Annotated in this window: 17 protein-coding genes; 7 read left to right on the forward strand and 10 right to left on the reverse strand. The window is 67.1% G+C overall.

Annotation, left to right across the window (positions count from 1 at the left end; translation table 11 throughout):
• Positions 1 to 88: 88 nt before the first annotated feature.
• Positions 89 to 1,225, forward strand: a complete 1,137-nt coding sequence (locus OJI97_RS12980; RefSeq protein ID WP_297664094.1) for a beta-ketoacyl-ACP synthase III — start codon at positions 89 to 91, stop codon at positions 1,223 to 1,225.
• A 185-nt stretch (positions 1,226 to 1,410) separates the two neighbouring features.
• Here the strand turns inward: OJI97_RS12980 and OJI97_RS12985 are convergent, their stop codons facing one another.
• From OJI97_RS12985 to hisB, 5 genes are all read right to left on the reverse strand, one after another.
• On the reverse strand, positions 1,411 to 2,499 hold the full coding sequence (locus OJI97_RS12985) for an ionic transporter y4hA (protein WP_297664095.1): 1,089 nt from the start codon (positions 2,497 to 2,499) through the stop codon (positions 1,411 to 1,413).
• Positions 2,500 to 2,668: 169 nt separating this feature from the next.
• Positions 2,669 to 3,433 (reverse strand): imidazole glycerol phosphate synthase subunit HisF, encoded by a 765-nt coding sequence (hisF, locus tag OJI97_RS12990; RefSeq protein ID WP_297664097.1) that lies wholly within the window; start codon positions 3,431 to 3,433, stop codon positions 2,669 to 2,671.
• 148 nt (positions 3,434 to 3,581) lie between these two features.
• Positions 3,582 to 4,325, reverse strand: a complete 744-nt coding sequence (gene hisA, locus OJI97_RS12995) for a 1-(5-phosphoribosyl)-5-[(5-phosphoribosylamino)methylideneamino]imidazole-4-carboxamide isomerase (RefSeq protein ID WP_297664099.1) — start codon at positions 4,323 to 4,325, stop codon at positions 3,582 to 3,584.
• A complete protein-coding gene (gene hisH, locus OJI97_RS13000; RefSeq protein WP_297664100.1) occupies positions 4,313 to 4,918 on the reverse strand; it encodes an imidazole glycerol phosphate synthase subunit HisH in 606 nt (201 codons plus the stop codon). Before hisH ends, hisA begins: the two co-directional genes overlap by 13 nt.
• A 139-nt stretch (positions 4,919 to 5,057) precedes the next feature.
• Entirely contained in the window at positions 5,058 to 5,645 is a 588-nt protein-coding gene (gene hisB / locus OJI97_RS13005) for an imidazoleglycerol-phosphate dehydratase HisB (protein ID WP_297664101.1), read from the reverse strand.
• Between the two features lie 95 nt (positions 5,646 to 5,740).
• On the opposite strand from hisB, the gene OJI97_RS13010 reads away from it, so the two are divergent.
• From OJI97_RS13010 to OJI97_RS13025, 4 genes are read left to right on the forward strand one after another with little or no spacing between them, the layout of a single operon-like run.
• Entirely contained in the window at positions 5,741 to 6,223 is a 483-nt protein-coding gene (locus OJI97_RS13010; protein ID WP_297664102.1) for an SspB family protein, read from the forward strand.
• Positions 6,224 to 6,227: 4 nt separating this feature from the next.
• A complete protein-coding gene (locus OJI97_RS13015; RefSeq protein WP_297664104.1) occupies positions 6,228 to 6,542 on the forward strand; it encodes a hypothetical protein in 315 nt (104 codons plus the stop codon).
• Entirely contained in the window at positions 6,539 to 7,933 is a 1,395-nt protein-coding gene (fumC, locus tag OJI97_RS13020) for a class II fumarate hydratase (RefSeq protein WP_297664106.1), read from the forward strand. The genes OJI97_RS13015 and fumC overlap by 4 nt, the downstream gene beginning before the upstream one ends.
• Positions 7,934 to 7,985: 52 nt before the next feature.
• Positions 7,986 to 8,345, forward strand: a complete 360-nt coding sequence (locus tag OJI97_RS13025; RefSeq protein WP_297664107.1) for a hypothetical protein — start codon at positions 7,986 to 7,988, stop codon at positions 8,343 to 8,345.
• Here OJI97_RS13025 and OJI97_RS13030 read toward each other — a convergent pair.
• Positions 8,339 to 8,905, reverse strand: a complete 567-nt coding sequence (locus tag OJI97_RS13030; RefSeq protein ID WP_297664108.1) for a DUF2585 domain-containing protein — start codon at positions 8,903 to 8,905, stop codon at positions 8,339 to 8,341. The two genes, OJI97_RS13025 and OJI97_RS13030, sit on opposite strands and share 7 nt — an antisense overlap.
• A 50-nt stretch (positions 8,906 to 8,955) precedes the next feature.
• On the opposite strand from OJI97_RS13030, the gene gmk reads away from it, so the two are divergent.
• The gene (gene gmk / locus OJI97_RS13035; protein WP_297664109.1) at positions 8,956 to 9,618 is read left to right on the forward strand and encodes a guanylate kinase; all 663 of its coding nucleotides are present in this window, start codon (positions 8,956 to 8,958) and stop codon (positions 9,616 to 9,618) included.
• A gap of 120 nt (positions 9,619 to 9,738) precedes the next feature.
• Here gmk and OJI97_RS13040 read toward each other — a convergent pair whose 3' ends face one another.
• From OJI97_RS13040 to OJI97_RS13055, 4 genes are all read right to left on the reverse strand, one after another.
• Positions 9,739 to 10,176: a thioesterase family protein gene (locus tag OJI97_RS13040; protein ID WP_297664110.1), complete on the reverse strand. Its 438-nt coding sequence runs from the start codon at positions 10,174 to 10,176 to the stop codon at positions 9,739 to 9,741.
• A gap of 1 nt (position 10,177) precedes the next feature.
• Entirely contained in the window at positions 10,178 to 10,960 is a 783-nt protein-coding gene (locus OJI97_RS13045) for an SDR family NAD(P)-dependent oxidoreductase (protein WP_297664111.1), read from the reverse strand.
• Positions 10,961 to 11,081: 121 nt separating this feature from the next.
• Complete coding sequence (locus OJI97_RS13050) at positions 11,082 to 12,251, reverse strand: acetyl-CoA C-acetyltransferase (protein WP_257545327.1); 1,170 nt, start codon at positions 12,249 to 12,251, stop codon at positions 11,082 to 11,084.
• A gap of 154 nt (positions 12,252 to 12,405) precedes the next feature.
• Positions 12,406 to 13,560: an acyl-CoA dehydrogenase family protein gene (locus OJI97_RS13055; RefSeq protein WP_297664116.1), complete on the reverse strand. Its 1,155-nt coding sequence runs from the start codon at positions 13,558 to 13,560 to the stop codon at positions 12,406 to 12,408.
• A 346-nt stretch (positions 13,561 to 13,906) separates the two neighbouring features.
• Between OJI97_RS13055 and OJI97_RS13060 the strand changes: the two genes are divergently transcribed.
• Positions 13,907 to 14,776, forward strand: a complete 870-nt coding sequence (locus OJI97_RS13060) for an SMP-30/gluconolactonase/LRE family protein (RefSeq protein WP_297664114.1) — start codon at positions 13,907 to 13,909, stop codon at positions 14,774 to 14,776.
• Positions 14,777 to 14,893: the final 117 nt, after the last annotated feature.

The raw sequence follows: 14,893 nt of genomic DNA on the forward strand, positions 1-14,893 counted from the left end.
GAAGCGTTCGGGCCGATTGCGGGCGTTGCGCGGCGCCGCGAGCGGGCCTAATCACCAAGATCTCAGAACAAAAGACGCAGGGACACCCATGCCGCACGCACCGCAGCCGGTCATTTCCGCAACCGGTCTCTTCACCCCCGCCGAACGCATCACCAACGACGAACTGGTCGCCAGCTTCAATGCCTATGTCGCGCTCCACAACCGCGAGAACGCCGCCGCCATCGCGGCGGGCGAGGTCGCCGCGCTCACCGAATCGAGCGTCGAATTCATCGAGAAGGCGAGCGGCATCGGGTCGCGCCACGTCGTCGACAAGGCGGGCATCCTCGACCCCGCGCACATGGCGCCGCGCCTGCCCGAACGCGGCAACGACGAACTGTCGGTCCTCGCCGAGATCGGAGTCGCGGCGGCGAAGGATGCGCTCGCGCGCGCCGGGCGCGACGCGGGCGATGTCGATGCGGTGCTGTGCGCCGCGTCGAACATGCAGCGCCCCTATCCCGCGATGGCGGTCGAGATTCAGGACGCGCTCGGCATCGACGGCTTCGGCTTCGACATGAACGTCGCCTGCTCGTCGGCGACCTTCGGCATCCAGACCGCCGCCGATTATATCCGCGCGGGCCACGCAAAGAGCGTGCTCGTGGTGAACCCCGAAATCTGTTCGGGGCATTTGAACTGGCGCGACCGCGACAGCCATTTCATCTTCGGCGACGTCGCCACCGCGATCCTGGTCGAGCAGAAGGACATTGCCCCTGAGGGCCATTGGGACATTCTCGGCACCAAGCTGAAGACCGTCTTTTCGAACAATATCCGCAACAATTTCGGCTTTCTGAACCGTGCCCACGGCGGCATCGACCAGTCGGGCCCGAAGAGCGACAAGCTCTTCGTCCAGGAAGGCCGCAAGGTGTTCAAGGAAGTCGTGCCGATGGTCGCGGCGATGATCGTCGAGCAAATGGCGGTGCTGGGGCTCGAAGGCGCCGACATGCGCCGGCTGTGGCTGCATCAGGCGAACACCAACATGAACCGGCTGATCGCGCAGCGCGTGCTGGGGCACGAGGCGAGCGCCGACGAGAGCCCGACCGTGCTCGACACCTATGGCAACACGTCGAGCGCGGGGTCGATCATCGCCTTTCACCTGAACCATGCGGATATGGTCGCGGGCGACACCGGGCTGATCTGCTCGTTCGGCGCGGGGTATAGCGCGGGCACGGTGTTCGTCCGGAAGACCTGAGCGCGGGCGGGCGTTGCGTGAATTTTTTTCGCGCAAAGACGCAAAGACACGAAGAGGGAGGTTCGGGCCGTCAGGCCCCTATTTCAATCGAGCCGCGTGATATGACGCAACGATTGAGGAAAAAAGCCTCTTCGTGTCTGTGCGTCTTTGCGCGAAATCTTCGCAAAACTCACCTGCGACACCACTCAAGGCACGAAGGTCGTGAACAGATAGACCGCGAACAGCATCAGGTGGATCGCGCCCTGCAGCACCGTGGTGCGGCCGTTCGCGAGCGTCTGCGACGCGACGATCAGCGACAGGAACAGCAGCACCGCCGACTTGGCGTCGAGCCCGAGGCTGATCGGCAGGTCGGTGACGATCGACAATATCGCGACCGCCGGAATGGTGAGCCCGATCGTCGCGAGCGCCGAACCCAGCGCGAGGTTCAGGCTCGTCTGCAGCCGGTCACCCTTCGCCGCGCGCACCGCCGCGAGCCCTTCGGGCGCGAGGATCAGCGCCGCGATCAGCACGCCGAGCACCGCGGGCGGCGCGCCCCAGTCGGCGAGCAACGCGCCGATGACGGGAGACAGGTTCTTCGCGAGCAGCACGACCGCGAACAGGCTGGCGAGCAGCAGCGCGCCCGAAATGGCGGTCCGCTGGCCGCTCGGCGGCGCGGCGTGGGCGTCGGGCAGGCCGTCGCCGTCGGCATCTCCGTCGGGCAGGAAATAGTCGCGGTGCCGCACCGTCTGGACGAGCGCGAAGGTCGCATAAAGGATCAGCGACACCGCGGCGACGAAGCCGAGCTGCTTCGCCGAATAGAAGGGTCCCGGCACGCTCGAGGTAAAATTGGGCAGCACCAGCGTCACCACCGTGAGCACGGTCAGCGTCGCGAGCGCGGCGCCGATGCCGGTGCGCTGAAACCGCTGCTCGTGATGGCGGATCGCGCCGCTGAGCAGGCAGAGGCCCATCAGCAGGTTGAGGATCACCATCACCGCCGCGAACACCGTATCGCGCGCCAGCGTCTGCGCCTTTTCAGGCTCGGCCTGCATCAGCGTCAGGATCAGCCCGACCTCGATCACCGTCACCGCGAGCGCGAGGATCAACGTCCCGAACGGCTCGCCGACGCGGTGCGCGATCACCTCGGCATGGTGAACCGCCGCGATCACCGAGCCCGCGAGGACGATCGCGACCAGCCAGGGATTGAGCGGCATGGCAAAACTCGCCATCGCGGCGGCGAAGCCCAGGATCGGGAAGATGTCGTTGGTGCGGTCGGCGATGCGGAGTTTCTGCGTCATGGGCTTTTATTGCAGCCGCCTTTTCCGATGGCTACCCCTGCGGGAAATTAATGGGGGTCGCAGCATTAAAGCCGCGTGTCCCCGCGAAGGCGGGGACCCATCTCCGGCCGGTTCGAGCCTGCACCGCCCGATGATGGACCCCCGCCTTCGCGGGGGAACAGGTTTTTTCCTAATGCGACCGGACCGGCAATCCCGCCGCCGCCAGCCGCGCGTGGGCTTCGGCGATCGTCGCTTCGCCGAAATGGAAGATGCTCGCGGCCAGCACCGCGCTGGCGCCGCCCTCGATCACCCCGGCGACGAGATGGTCGAGGTTGCCCACCCCGCCGCTCGCGATCACCGGCACCGACACCGCATCGGCGATGGCGCGGGTGAGCGCGAGATCGTAGCCATCCTTCGTGCCGTCGCGGTCCATGCTGGTCACCAGCAGCTCGCCCGCGCCGAGTTCGGCGAGCCGCACCGCATGGGCGACCGCGTCGACCCCCGTCGCGGTGCGCCCGCCGTGGGTGAAGATTTCCCACCTACCGTCTTCAACCCGCCGCGCGTCGATGCTGCCGACCGCGCACTGGCTGCCGAAGCGGTCGGCGATGTCGGCGACGAGTTCGGGCCGCGCGACCGCGGCGCTGTTCACCGCGACCTTGTCGGCGCCCGCGAGCAGCAGCGCGCGCGCATCCTCGGCGCTGCGCACCCCGCCGCCGACGGTGAGCGGCATGAAACAGACCTCGGCGGTGCGGGCGACCATGTCGAGCAGGGTGCCGCGCCCCTGATGGCTGGCGCCGATGTCGAGGAAGCAAAGCTCGTCGGCGCCCGCGGCGTCATAGGCGCGCGCCGCCTCGACCGGATCGCCCGCATCGCGCAGGTCGACGAAATTGACGCCCTTGACCACGCGCCCGTCGGCGACGTCGAGGCAGGGGATGACGCGGACGCGGACGGTCATAACCGGGACGCCGATATTTGGTCGATTCCCCGAGCGAAGCCGAGGGGCTTTGCCGAGCGAAGTCGAGGCTGCGACCGAGTGGTTCTCGCTGCGCTCGAACGAGCCCCTCGGCTTCGCTCGGGGAATCGGGTCAGGCAAATGTTCCTCATCACCGTCCCGCCGCAATCGCTTCGGCCAGATCGAGCCGGCCGTCGTAAAGCGCCCGCCCGGTGATCACGCCTTCGATGCCGTCCGCGACATGCGGGCGCAGCGCGTGGATGTCGGCGATTCCCGCGACGCCGCCGCTCGCGATCATCGGGATAGCAACCGCCTGCGCCAACGCCACCGTCGCCTCGACATTACAACCCTTGAGCAGCCCGTCGCGCCCGACGTCGGTGAAGAGCAGCGCCGCGACGCCGGCATCCTCGAAGCGGCGCGCCAGATCCTCGACGCGAACGTCGGAGACGTCGGCCCAGCCCTCGGTCGCGACCATGCCGCCCTTCGCATCGACCCCGACGACGATCCGGCCGGGCAGATCGCGCGCGGCGGATTTGACGAACTCGGGGTCCTTGAGCGCCGCGGTACCGATGATCACCCGCTCGACCCCGAGCGCGAGCCAGCGGTCGACCCCGGCGCGGTCGCGGATACCGCCGCCGACCTGCACCTTGCCCGGAAAGGCGGCGATGATCGACTCGACCGCCGCGCCGTTGACGCTTGTCCCCGCGAAAGCGCCGTCGAGATCGACGACATGGAGGTGCGAGGCGCCCGCGCCCGCGAACAGCCGCGCCTGCGCCGCCGGATCGTCGCCATAGACGGTCGCGCGCGCCATATCGCCCTCGGCGAGCCGCACCACCTGCCCGCCCTTGAGGTCGATCGCGGGGAAAATGGTCAGGCCGGAAACTACGGGCGCCATGCGAGAAATCTTTCCAGGGTCGCGAGGCCGTAAGCCTGGCTTTTTTCGGGATGATATTGGACGCCGACGATCGTGTCCCGGGCGACCGCGGCGGTGAACGGCGCGCCGTGGTTGCTCGTCGCGGCGACGTCGACCGCGTCCGCAAAATGATAGCCGTGAAGATAATAGGCCTCGCCCGCCGCGATCACCGGATGCGCGAAACTCGGGATCACGTCGTTCCAGCCCATGTGCGGGATGCGCAGCCCCGGTGCCGGATCGAACGCGCGCACCGTGCCACCTATCCAGCCGAGCCCCGCGTGCCGGCCATGCTCTTCGCCCGCGTCGGCGAGAAGCTGCATCCCGACGCAGATGCCGAGGAAGGGCGCGCCTTCGCGGCGCACGCGCCGTTCCATCGCCTCGATGAGGCCGGGAATCGCGGAGAGGCCGTTCATGCAGGCCGCGAAGGCGCCGACGCCGGGAAGCACGATCCGGTCAGCTTGTCCCACGACATCGGGGTCCGCGGTGACCGCGACATGCTCGGCCCCCGCCGCGACGAGCGCATTATGCACCGAGCGAAGATTGCCCGCGCCATAGTCGATCAGGGCGATGGTCACATTCCCCTCCCGCTTGCGGGACGGGTTAGGGGCGGGCGCGAGCGTAGCGAGCATCCGACGTCGCGGATACCCACCCCGCTGCGACTAGCGAACAAGTTCGCAAGTCTCGCTGCCCCTCCCGCTTGCGGGAGGGGGGGTATCATAGCACGCCTTTCGTGCTGGGAATCGCATCGCCCTTGCGCGGGTCGATCTCGACCGCCTGGCGCAGCGCGCGGGCAAGCGCCTTGTAGCTGCTCTCGGCGATATGGTGGTTGTTCTCGCCATAGAGGGTTTCGAGGTGCAGCGTGATCCCCGCGGCCTGCGCGAAGCTCGCGAACCAGTGCGGGAACAGCTCGGTATCCATCTCGCCGAGCCGCGGCTGCGAGAAACCCGATTTATAGACGCAATACGGCCGCCCCGAAATGTCGAGCGCGCAGCGCGTCAGCGTCTCGTCCATCGGCGCATGCGCTTCGCCGTAACGCGCGATGCCGCGCTTGTCGCCGAGCGCCTTCGCCACCGCTTCGCCCAGCGCGAGTGCCGAATCCTCGACTGTGTGATGCTGGTCGATGTGGAGATCGCCCTTCACGGTCATGGAGATGTCGATCAGCGAGTGGCGCGACAATTGCTCGACCATATGGTCGAGGAAACCGATGCCGGTGGACACCGAATAATCGCCCGTGCCGTCGAGATTGACGGCGATCGCGATATCCGTTTCCTTGGTCGTGCGCTGGACGGTGGCGGTTCGCATGGCGCACGCCTTAGTCGCTGCGCTTGGCGTTGCAAGGCGATTCTCCCCTCGCGACCCCTCTTGACCGGCGCCCGCGCGGCGTTCATCCCCCGCGCATGAGTGACGATGTCCGCGATAGCCTGATTCCCTACGACGAAATCGTGCAGGATGCGCTGCGCGCCGTGGTCGGCCGCGTGCTGAGCCAGCTCGAAGGGCACGACAGCCTGCCCGGCGCGCATCATTTCTATATTACCTTCAAGACCCAGGCACCGGGAGTCGATATTCCCGCGCATCTGATCGCCAAATTCCCCGACGAGATGACGATCGTGCTCCAGAACCGTTTCTGGGACCTGACGGTCGAGGAGGATTTTTTCAGCGTCGGCCTGTCGTTCAACCAGACGCCCTCGACGTTGGTCATTCCCTATGCGGCGATCACCGCTTTCGTCGACCCCTCGGTCGATTTCGGGCTGCAGTTCCAGGTCAGCGACGACGAGGCCGCCGAGCCCGAGCCGCACGACGAGGCCGACAACGACCGCCCCGATGTTTCGAGCGAGGATGGGTCCAACGTCGTGACGGTGGATTTCGGCAAGAAGCGCTGACGCGGTGGGCGGCCCCGACTGGCCTCCCAGCCGCTTCTGGCAATTTTGGGCGCTCGCCGGGATGCTCGTCCTCACCGCTGCTTTCTGGTGGGGCGTCGAGGGCTATGCCTATTATGAAGGCGGCTATGCCGAGGGACAGATCGCCGACGGCCTGCTGCGCTTCAGCCTGCTGATCCTGACCCCGGCGCTCGCGCTCGTCTGGCTCGCCGCCGCCTGGCTGCGCCGCCGGATCGGCGAAAGCGGATATTGGCAGCTGCTCGGCCTGGTCGCGGCGATCTGGGCGGGGGCGGTTCTGGTGACAAGGATGCTATTGGCATGAACACGCGCATCGAAAGCGACAGCATCGGCGACATAGAGGTTCCGGCCGACGCCTATTGGGGCGCGCAGACCGAACGCAGCCGGCACAATTTCGCCTTTCCGCCGCACGAGCGGATGCCGCTGCCGATCGTCCACGCCCTCGCGCGCATCAAGGGCGCGGCGGCCGAGGTGAACCGTAACCATGGGCTCAACCCCGCGCTCGCGGATGCGATTGCCGAGGCCGCGGGCGATGTCGTCGCAGGGCGCTACGACGACCAGTTTCCGCTCGCCATCTGGCAGACCGGCAGCGGCACCCAGTCGAACATGAACGCCAACGAGGTGATCGCGGGAATCGCCAACGAACGGCTGGCGGGCCAACGCGGCGGCAAGGCGCCGGTCCATCCGAACGACCATGTCAACAAGGGCCAGTCGTCGAACGACAGCTTTCCGACCGCGCTCCACGTCGCGGCGGCGGTCGAGACGACAGCGCGGCTGCTCCCCGCGCTCGCCGAGCTCACCGGCGCGCTCGCCGCCAAGGCCGCGGCGTGGGACGACATCGTCAAGATCGGCCGCACCCATTTGCAGGACGCGACCCCGCTGACGCTCGGCCAGGAATTTTCAGGCTATGTCGCGCAGCTCGTCGCGTGCCGCGCGCGGATCGAGGGCGCGCTCGCGCATGATATCTGCAAGCTCGCGCAAGGGGGAACCGCGGTCGGCACCGGGCTCAACGCCCCTGCGGGCTTCGACGCCGCGATGGCCGCCGAACTGTCGAAAAGCACCGGCATCGCCTTCGAACCCGCGCAGAACAAGTTCGAGGCGCTGGGGTCGAACGACGGGCTCGTCTTTTTCTCGGGCGCGCTCAATACGCTGGCGGTCGCGCTGACCAAGATCGCCAACGACATCCGCCTGCTCGGCTCGGGCCCGCGCGCGGGGCTCGGCGAGCTCGACCTGCCCGCGAACGAGCCCGGCAGCTCGATCATGCCGGGCAAGGTCAACCCGACCCAGTGCGAGATGCTGACGATGGTCGCGGCGCAGGTGATCGGCAATCATCAGGCGGTGACCGTCGGCGGGTTGCAGGGGCATCTCGAGCTCAACGTCTTCAAGCCGCTGATCGGGGCGAACGTGCTGCGCTCGATCGACCTGCTCGCGATCGGCATGGCGGGCTTCACCGCGCATTGCGTCGCCGGGATCGAACCCAATCGCGCGCGGATCGACGAATTGATGAACCGGTCGCTGATGCTGGTGACCGCGCTCGCGCCCGAAATCGGCTACGACAAGGCGGCGAAGATCGCGAAGCACGCGCATGAAACGGGATCGACGCTGCGCGAGGCCGCGCTGGACCTCGGCACTGTCGACGCCGCGACCTTCGACCGCGTCGTCGATCCGCGCACGATGCTGGGGCCGGACCGCTGAGCGGAACTCTTCGCAGAGTCCGGGGATTGATGGGGGAGGAAGGAAGATGAAGATGATGGGACGGATCATCGGCGGCGTCATCGGCAGCGCCATCGGCCGCCAGAAGAACAATCACCCCGTCGCGGGCGCGGTGATCGGCGCGGGAACGCTGTTCGCGGCGCGGCGCCTGTTCCCCCAGCGCTACGCCGTGCTCGCCGCGACCGCCGCGGCCGCCTATCTCACCAAGAGATGGGCCGACCGCGCCGAGGCGCGCAAGGCGGCCGAGGACGTGCATCGCACCGACCCCGAGCTGGTGAAGGCGGGCGTGGTCGATCCCTATGCCGGCACCGCGCCCGACGGCATCAGCCTCGGCGACGCCCTGCCGCCCGCGCTTCCGGTCGCGAACAACGGACGCGGCGCGGCGATTCATTGATTGATGGCGTCGCCCCCCTGCCACTCCTTCACCGCCTCGATCGGCGAGACCAGCATCAGGACGTTGAGCGTCAGATTGTCGCGGATCGCCCACAGGGTGAACAGTTCGAAGAAGAGCGCGATCCCGACGGTCGTCCACCAGCGCATCCGGCTCGCGGCGAGGAAGCCCAGCACCATGAAGGCAGCATCGCTCACCGAATTGAGGACCGAATCGCCGCTGTAGCCATAGGCCATCGTCACTTCGCGATAGCGGTCGATGATGATCGGCGAATTTTCGAGGATTTCCCACCCGCCCTCGATCCCGATCGCGACGGCGAGTGCGGCCCACAAGGGCGCGCGCGGGATCAGCAGCCGCGACAGGCCGAAGAAGATGAAGCCGTGGATGATGTGGCTGAAGCTGTACCAGTCCGAAATCTGCTGGCTGTTCTGGTTCGACTGGACGGTGCCGTGCCACAGGCTGACGGTGCCGCACGGGCAGATCGGCGGGCGGCCCATCAGGATCAATATCGCCGCGAGCAGCGCCAGCAGCCCGGCCGCGACCAGCCACCCCTTTCGCGTCATCGCCGCCCCTTCCCGCTTGACCGCCGCCCTTCCCCGCGCGAATAGCGCGCATGACCGAAAGCGTCCACCTGAACCGCCGCGGCGTCCTGTTCGTGCTGTCCTCGCCCTCGGGCGCGGGCAAGACCACCATCTCGCGCATGATGCTCGACGCCGACAGCGACATCGCGCTGTCGATCTCGGCGACGACGCGCCCGCCGCGTCCGGGCGAGGTCGATGGGGTCCATTATCATTTCGTCGATACCGAGCGCTTCAAGGAGATGGCCGCCGACGGCGAATTTCTCGAATGGGCGCACGTCTTCGGGCACCGCTACGGCACCCCGCGCGCGCCGGTCGAGGCCTTGCTCGCGGCGGGCAAGGACGTGCTGTTCGACATCGACTGGCAGGGCGCGCAGCAGCTTTACCAGGAGGCCGGGCCCGATGTCGTGCGCGTCTTCGTGCTGCCGCCGACGATGGAGGAGCTCGAACGCCGCCTGCGCTCGCGCGGCACCGACAGCGACGAGGTGATCGCGGCGCGGATGGAGCGCGCCGCGAACGAAATCAGCCACTGGGACGGCTATGACTATGTGCTGATCAACGACGATGTCGACGGCTGTTTCGACGAGGTCCGCGCGATCCTGCGCGCCGAGCGGCTGAAACGCCGCCGCCAGATCGGCCTGATCGGCTTCGCCCGCGACCTGATCCGCGCGGTGCCCGATGCGGACAAGAAATTGTAATAGCGCCGGGCGCCGCCCTCTGTTCATCGTCACCCCGGACTTGATCCGGGGTCTATTCACGCAGCGCCGGAAGAATGGATCCCGGATCAAGTCCGGGATGACGAAATTTAGGGCAGGTCGCTAAACCGCCTTCGCAAGCTTCGCCTCCAGTTCCGCGACCAATTCCGCGCGCAGCGGTTTCGCCTCGCCATCGGTGCGGCAGACGACGACCGTATCGCAGGTCGCGATGCAGTACCCGTTCTGAAACATCGCCTGGACGATCGTCCAGCTCGAGGTGCCGAGGCGGCCGATGCCGGTCGCGATCCGCACCGGATCGGGGAAATTGCCTTCGGCCAGATAGTTGATCTCGACCGCCGCGACCATCGTCCGCTCGTTCGCGGCGCGCTCGCCGAGCGGGCGCACCTCGCGGTTCAGCAGCACCCGGCCGCTCTCGAACAGCGCGGCGAAGGCCACATTGTTGAGGTGGCCGTTGATGTCCATATCCTGAAAGCGCGTCTGCAACTCGATACAGACGGGGTAGCTGGCGGCATCGCGCCGCCAGCTTTCCGGTTTCGCCATATCAGCGCGGCGCCATGCGGATGCCGCCGTCGAGGCGCACGTCCTCGCCGTTGAAATAGCCGTTCTCGATCATGCACATCGCCAGAGTGGCATATTCGGCGGGGTTGCCGAGCCGCTTCGGGTTGAGCACCGAGGCGCCGAGCGCATCGCGGACATTCTGCGGCGCGCCGGCGAGCAGCGGGGTGTCGAAGATGCCGGGCAGGATGGTGTTGACGCGGATATTCTCGTTGCCGAGGTCGCGCGCGATGGGGAGCGTCATGCCGACGACGCCGCCCTTCGACGCCGAATAAGCCGCCTGGCCGATCTGGCCGTCCTCGGCCGCGACGCTCGCGGTGTTGACGATCGCGCCGCGCTCGCCATCCTCCATCGGGTCGAGCGTCATCATCCCCGCCGCCGACTTGGCGATGCAGCGGAAGGTGCCGACGAGATTGATCTGGATGATCCAGTTGAACGCATCGAGCGGGAAATGCTTGATGCTGCCGTCTTCCTTGCTGCGGCTCGCGGTCTTGATCGCATTGCCGGTGCCGGCGCAGTTGACGAGGATGCGCTCCTGCCCGATCGCAGCGCGCGCCTTGGCGAAGGCGGCATCGACCGACGCGTCGTCGGTGACGTTGCATTCGCAGAAGACGCCGCCGAGTTCGGCGGCGATCGCCTTGCCCTTTTCTTCCTGCAGGTCGAAGATCGCGACCTTGACGCCCTTCGCGGCAAGCGCGCGGGCGGTGGCAGCGCCGAGGCCCGAGGCGCCGCCGGTGACGACAGCGGATACGGTGGAATCGAGTTTCATACAGACATCCTTTCCATAAAATAGACAGTGTTCCGGCGAAAGCCGGAACCCAGGGCACCCATGTGCAGCGTCGGCGCGATACCGCCCTGGGCTCCTGCTTTCGCAGGAGCCCATGAAGGGCTTAAAGCCGCTCGACGATGGTGACGTTGGCCTGGCCGCCGCCTTCGCACATCGTCTGGAGGCCGTATTTGCCCCCGGTCGCATCGAGCACGCCGAGCAGCGTCGCCATCAGCTTGGCGCCCGAGGCGCCGAGCGGGTGGCCGAGCGCGATCGCCCCGCCGTGGACGTTGAGCCGCGCCGGATCGGCGCCGAGATATTTGAGCCAGGCGAGCGGCACCGGCGCGAACGCCTCGTTGACCTCATAGGCGTCGATATCCCCGATCTTCAGCCCCGCCTTCTTCAACGCCCTTTCGGTCGCGAACAGCGGTTCCTCGAGCATGATGACGGGATCGCCCGCGGTCACCGACACATGGTGGATGCGCGCGCGCGGGGTCAGGCCATGGTCCTTGAGCGCCTGCTCCGACACGATCAGCGCCGCCGAGGCGCCGTCGCAGATCTGGCTGGAGGTCGCGGCGGTGATCGAGCCGCCTTCCTGGAGCAGCTTGACGCCCGCGATGCTGTCGAGCGTCGCGTCGAAGCGGATGCCCTCGTCGACCTTGTGCTGGTCCTTGCCCTCGGGGGTCTCGATCTCGACCGCGACAATCTCGCGGTCGAACTTGCCCGCCTCGGTCGCCGCCTTGGCGCGACGGTGGCTTTCGAGCGCGAAGGCGTCGAGATCGGCCTTGGTGAAGCCGTGCTTCTTGACGATCATCTCGGCGCCCGCGAACTGGCTGAACATGATGCCGGGATATTTCTCCTCGAGCCGCGGCGACTTATAATTGCCGAGGCCTTCCTTCATGAACAGCGTCGCGACGCTGCCCATCGGCACGCGGGTCATGCTTTCGATGCCGCTGGCGAGGACGATGTCCTGCGTGCCCGACAGCACCGCCTGCGCCGCGAACATGATCGCCTGCTGCGACGAGCCGCACTGGCGGTCGATCGTCACCGCGGGGATCGAGTCGGGCAGCTTCGAGGCGAGCACGGCGTTGCGGCCGAGGTCCATCGTCTGCTGACCGCCCTGCGACACGCAGCCGGTGATGACGTCGTCGATCTTCGACGTGTCGAAGTCGTTGCGGTCGGCGATCGCGTCGAACACCGCGGCGCCGAGGTCGACAGGATGGACGCCGGCCAGCCGGCCGCCGCGGCGGCCGCCAGCGGTGCGAACGGCATCTACGATATATGCTGTAGCCATGGGGAGTTCCTTTCTTAATTCCCCTCCCGCAGGCGGGAGGGGTCAGGGGTGGGCGCGAGCGGAGCGAGCATCCGGGGGTGAGATGGCCCACCCCGCTGCGACTAGCGAGCAAGCTCGCAAGTCTCGCTGCCCCTCCCGCTTGCGGGCGGGGAAATTAAAGCTTCCGCCCGATCAGTTCCTTCATGATCTCGTTCGTGCCGCCGAAGATGCGCGTCACGCGCGCCGCGCGCCAGGCGCGGGCGATCGGATATTCGTTCATATAACCCGCGCCGCCAAAGAGCTGGAGGCACTTGTCCATCACTTCCCACTGAAGTTCGGTATGCCACAGCTTCGCCGCGGCGCCTTCCTCCGGCGTCAATTCCTTCTTGAGGTGCCGCGACAGCGCCCAGTCGAGGTGCGCCCAGCCGACCTGCAATTTCGCCTTCAGATCGGCGAGCACGAAGCGGCTGTTCTGGAAATCGAGGATCGGCTTGCCGAACGCCTTGCGGTCGCGGGTATAGTCGACGGTGTCGTCGAAGGCGCGCTGCGCCGAGGCCTGAGCCGACACCGCGATCGACAGGCGCTCCTGCGGCAGCTCGCTCATCAGATAGATGAAGCCCTGCCCCTCTTCGCCGAGGCAGTTGGTGATCGGCACGCGAACGTCGTTGAAGAAGAGTTCCGACGTGTCGGCCTCGTCCTGCCCGATCTTGTCGAGGTTGCGGCCGCGCTGAAAGCCTTCGCGCTCGGCCTCGACCAGCACGATCGACACGCCCTTCCACGCCGGCTGCACTTCGGTGTCGGTCTTGACGCATACCAGGATCAGGTCGGCGTTCTGCCCGTTGGTGATATAGGTTTTCGAGCCGTTGATGACGTAGTGATTGCCGTCCTTCTTCGCGGTCGTGCGCATCCCCTGAAGGTCGGAGCCGGTGCCCGGCTCGGTCATCGCGATCGCGGTGATGACCTCGCCCGCGACCATCTTGGGCAACCAGTGCTTCTTCTGCTCCTCGCTGCCGTAGCGGGTGATATAGTTAGTGACGATGTCCGACTGGAGCGAAAAGCCCGTAGTCACGCGGCCGTAATAAGCGCTCTCCTCGTCGACGATCGCATTATAGCCGAAGTCGAGGCCGAGGCCGCCATATTCCTCGGGCACCGTCGGGCAGAGAAGGCCAAGCTCGCCGGCCTTGGGCCAGATGCTCTTCGGCACGATGCCGTCCTCGGCCCATTGCGCCTGATGGGGGGCGACCTCCTTTTCGAGGAACTGGCGCACCGTGGCGCGAAACGCTTCATGATCGTCGGTGTAGGCCGAGCGCGAGAGGTTATCGAGCGACATCATCTTCCTTTCGTGACGGCGGCCGGACGCAGTCGGGGAGCCGGACGCGCGAGCGGACGCGCCTCGCGGCGCGACCTTCGTCCGACACTGGACCTTACGTTTACGTCCACGTCAAGTGGAAAGACGTTACGGCAGGAAGTTGATTCATCGCCACCTCCCTTTTCTCGTCACCCCGGACTTGATCCGGGGTCCATTCTTTCGGCGCTGCGCGAATGGACCCCGGATCAAGTCCGGGGTGACGAAAGGAAAGTAGAGTGGCGTCGGGGCGAGTCGCGCTCCATCGCGGGCCGACGAATAGGTTTGCGGATGCTGGGCAGAGGGAAAATGCCGGGCTAAACTCCATCCCATGGTCGATCTCCTCCTCGACGCCGGCGCCTTGCTCGGCGAATCGCCGCGCTGGCACGCCGCCGAGGCGCGCCTCTATTGGGTCGATATCGACGCGCACCGCATCCACCGCACCGACCCGGAAACCGGCGCGACCGAGACGATGCAACTCGGCCGCCCCGTAGGCTGCGTTGCGCCGCGCGCGGGCGGCGGGCTGATCGTCGGGCTGAAGGACGGCTGCGCGCTGATCGACAATTGGGGGGCGGCGCCAAGGCCTTTCGGCCCGCAGATGCTGGCGGACATCGCCGAGCAGCGCTGCAACGATGCCTGCGTCGATAGCGCCGGGCGTTTCTGGGTCGGCAGCGTGACGAGCGACAAGACGAACCCCGCCGCGACCCTCTATCGCCTCGACCCCGACGGGACGCTGAGGCCGATGCTGGGCGGGCTGCTGACGAGCAACGGCGCGGCGTTCAGCCCCGACGGGCGGACCTTCTACCACGCCGACACGCCGACCCACGCGCTCCGCGCCTATGCCGTCGATCCGGCTACCGGCTCGCTCGGCGAAGGACGGCTGTTCCACCAGTTCGAGCATGGCAAGGGCCGCCCCGACGGCGGCACGGTCGATGCCGAGGGCTGTTACTGGTCGGCGCTGTGGGACGGCTGGCGCGTCGTGCGCCTGTCGCCCGCGGGCGAGTTGCTGCAAACGGTCGAGCTGCCCGTCCAGCGCCCCTCGATGATCGCGCTCGGCGGGGCGGACATGAAAACCGCCTTCGTGACGAGCGCGGGCAAGACTCTGACCGACGAAGAACGCCGGGATCAGCCGCACGCCGGCGGCCTCTTCACCTTCCGCGTCGATGTCCCCGGAATAGCGCAACCGGGGTTCGGGGGCTGAATCAACGTCTCCGTCACCCCCGCGCAGGCGGGGGTCCAGCTTTCTTTGTGGCTTCGGGGGGGTGTGGGGGGGGGGGGGGTGGGGGGGCCCAGGGCCGGGGGGGCGCAGACGGGGGGG

This window comes from Sphingopyxis sp. (assembly GCF_025869345.1).
GTDB lineage: Bacteria > Pseudomonadota > Alphaproteobacteria > Sphingomonadales > Sphingomonadaceae > Sphingopyxis.

Bases quoted from the DNA above. Each gene is read 5' to 3' on its own strand.
- OJI97_RS13045 (WP_297664111.1), bottom strand. From the start codon at position 10,960: ATGAAACTCGATTCCACCGTATCCGCTGTCGTCACCGGCGGCGCCTCG.
- OJI97_RS12985 (WP_297664095.1), bottom strand. From the start codon at position 2,499: ATGACGCAGAAACTCCGCATCGCCGACCGCACCAACGACATCTTCCCG.
- OJI97_RS12980 (WP_297664094.1), top strand. From the start codon at position 89: ATGCCGCACGCACCGCAGCCGGTCATTTCCGCAACCGGTCTCTTCACC.
- OJI97_RS13040 (WP_297664110.1), bottom strand. From the start codon at position 10,176: ATGGCGAAACCGGAAAGCTGGCGGCGCGATGCCGCCAGCTACCCCGTC.
- OJI97_RS13025 (WP_297664107.1), top strand. From the start codon at position 7,986: ATGATGGGACGGATCATCGGCGGCGTCATCGGCAGCGCCATCGGCCGC.
- OJI97_RS13055 (WP_297664116.1), bottom strand. From the start codon at position 13,560: ATGTCGCTCGATAACCTCTCGCGCTCGGCCTACACCGACGATCATGAA.
- OJI97_RS13030 (WP_297664108.1), bottom strand. From the start codon at position 8,905: ATGACGCGAAAGGGGTGGCTGGTCGCGGCCGGGCTGCTGGCGCTGCTC.
- hisF (WP_297664097.1), bottom strand. From the start codon at position 3,433: ATGACCGTCCGCGTCCGCGTCATCCCCTGCCTCGACGTCGCCGACGGG.
- hisB (WP_297664101.1), bottom strand. From the start codon at position 5,645: ATGCGAACCGCCACCGTCCAGCGCACGACCAAGGAAACGGATATCGCG.
- OJI97_RS13050 (WP_257545327.1), bottom strand. From the start codon at position 12,251: ATGGCTACAGCATATATCGTAGATGCCGTTCGCACCGCTGGCGGCCGC.
- hisA (WP_297664099.1), bottom strand. From the start codon at position 4,325: ATGGCGCCCGTAGTTTCCGGCCTGACCATTTTCCCCGCGATCGACCTC.
- OJI97_RS13060 (WP_297664114.1), top strand. From the start codon at position 13,907: ATGGTCGATCTCCTCCTCGACGCCGGCGCCTTGCTCGGCGAATCGCCG.
- OJI97_RS13010 (WP_297664102.1), top strand. From the start codon at position 5,741: ATGAGTGACGATGTCCGCGATAGCCTGATTCCCTACGACGAAATCGTG.
- fumC (WP_297664106.1), top strand. From the start codon at position 6,539: ATGAACACGCGCATCGAAAGCGACAGCATCGGCGACATAGAGGTTCCG.
- gmk (WP_297664109.1), top strand. From the start codon at position 8,956: ATGACCGAAAGCGTCCACCTGAACCGCCGCGGCGTCCTGTTCGTGCTG.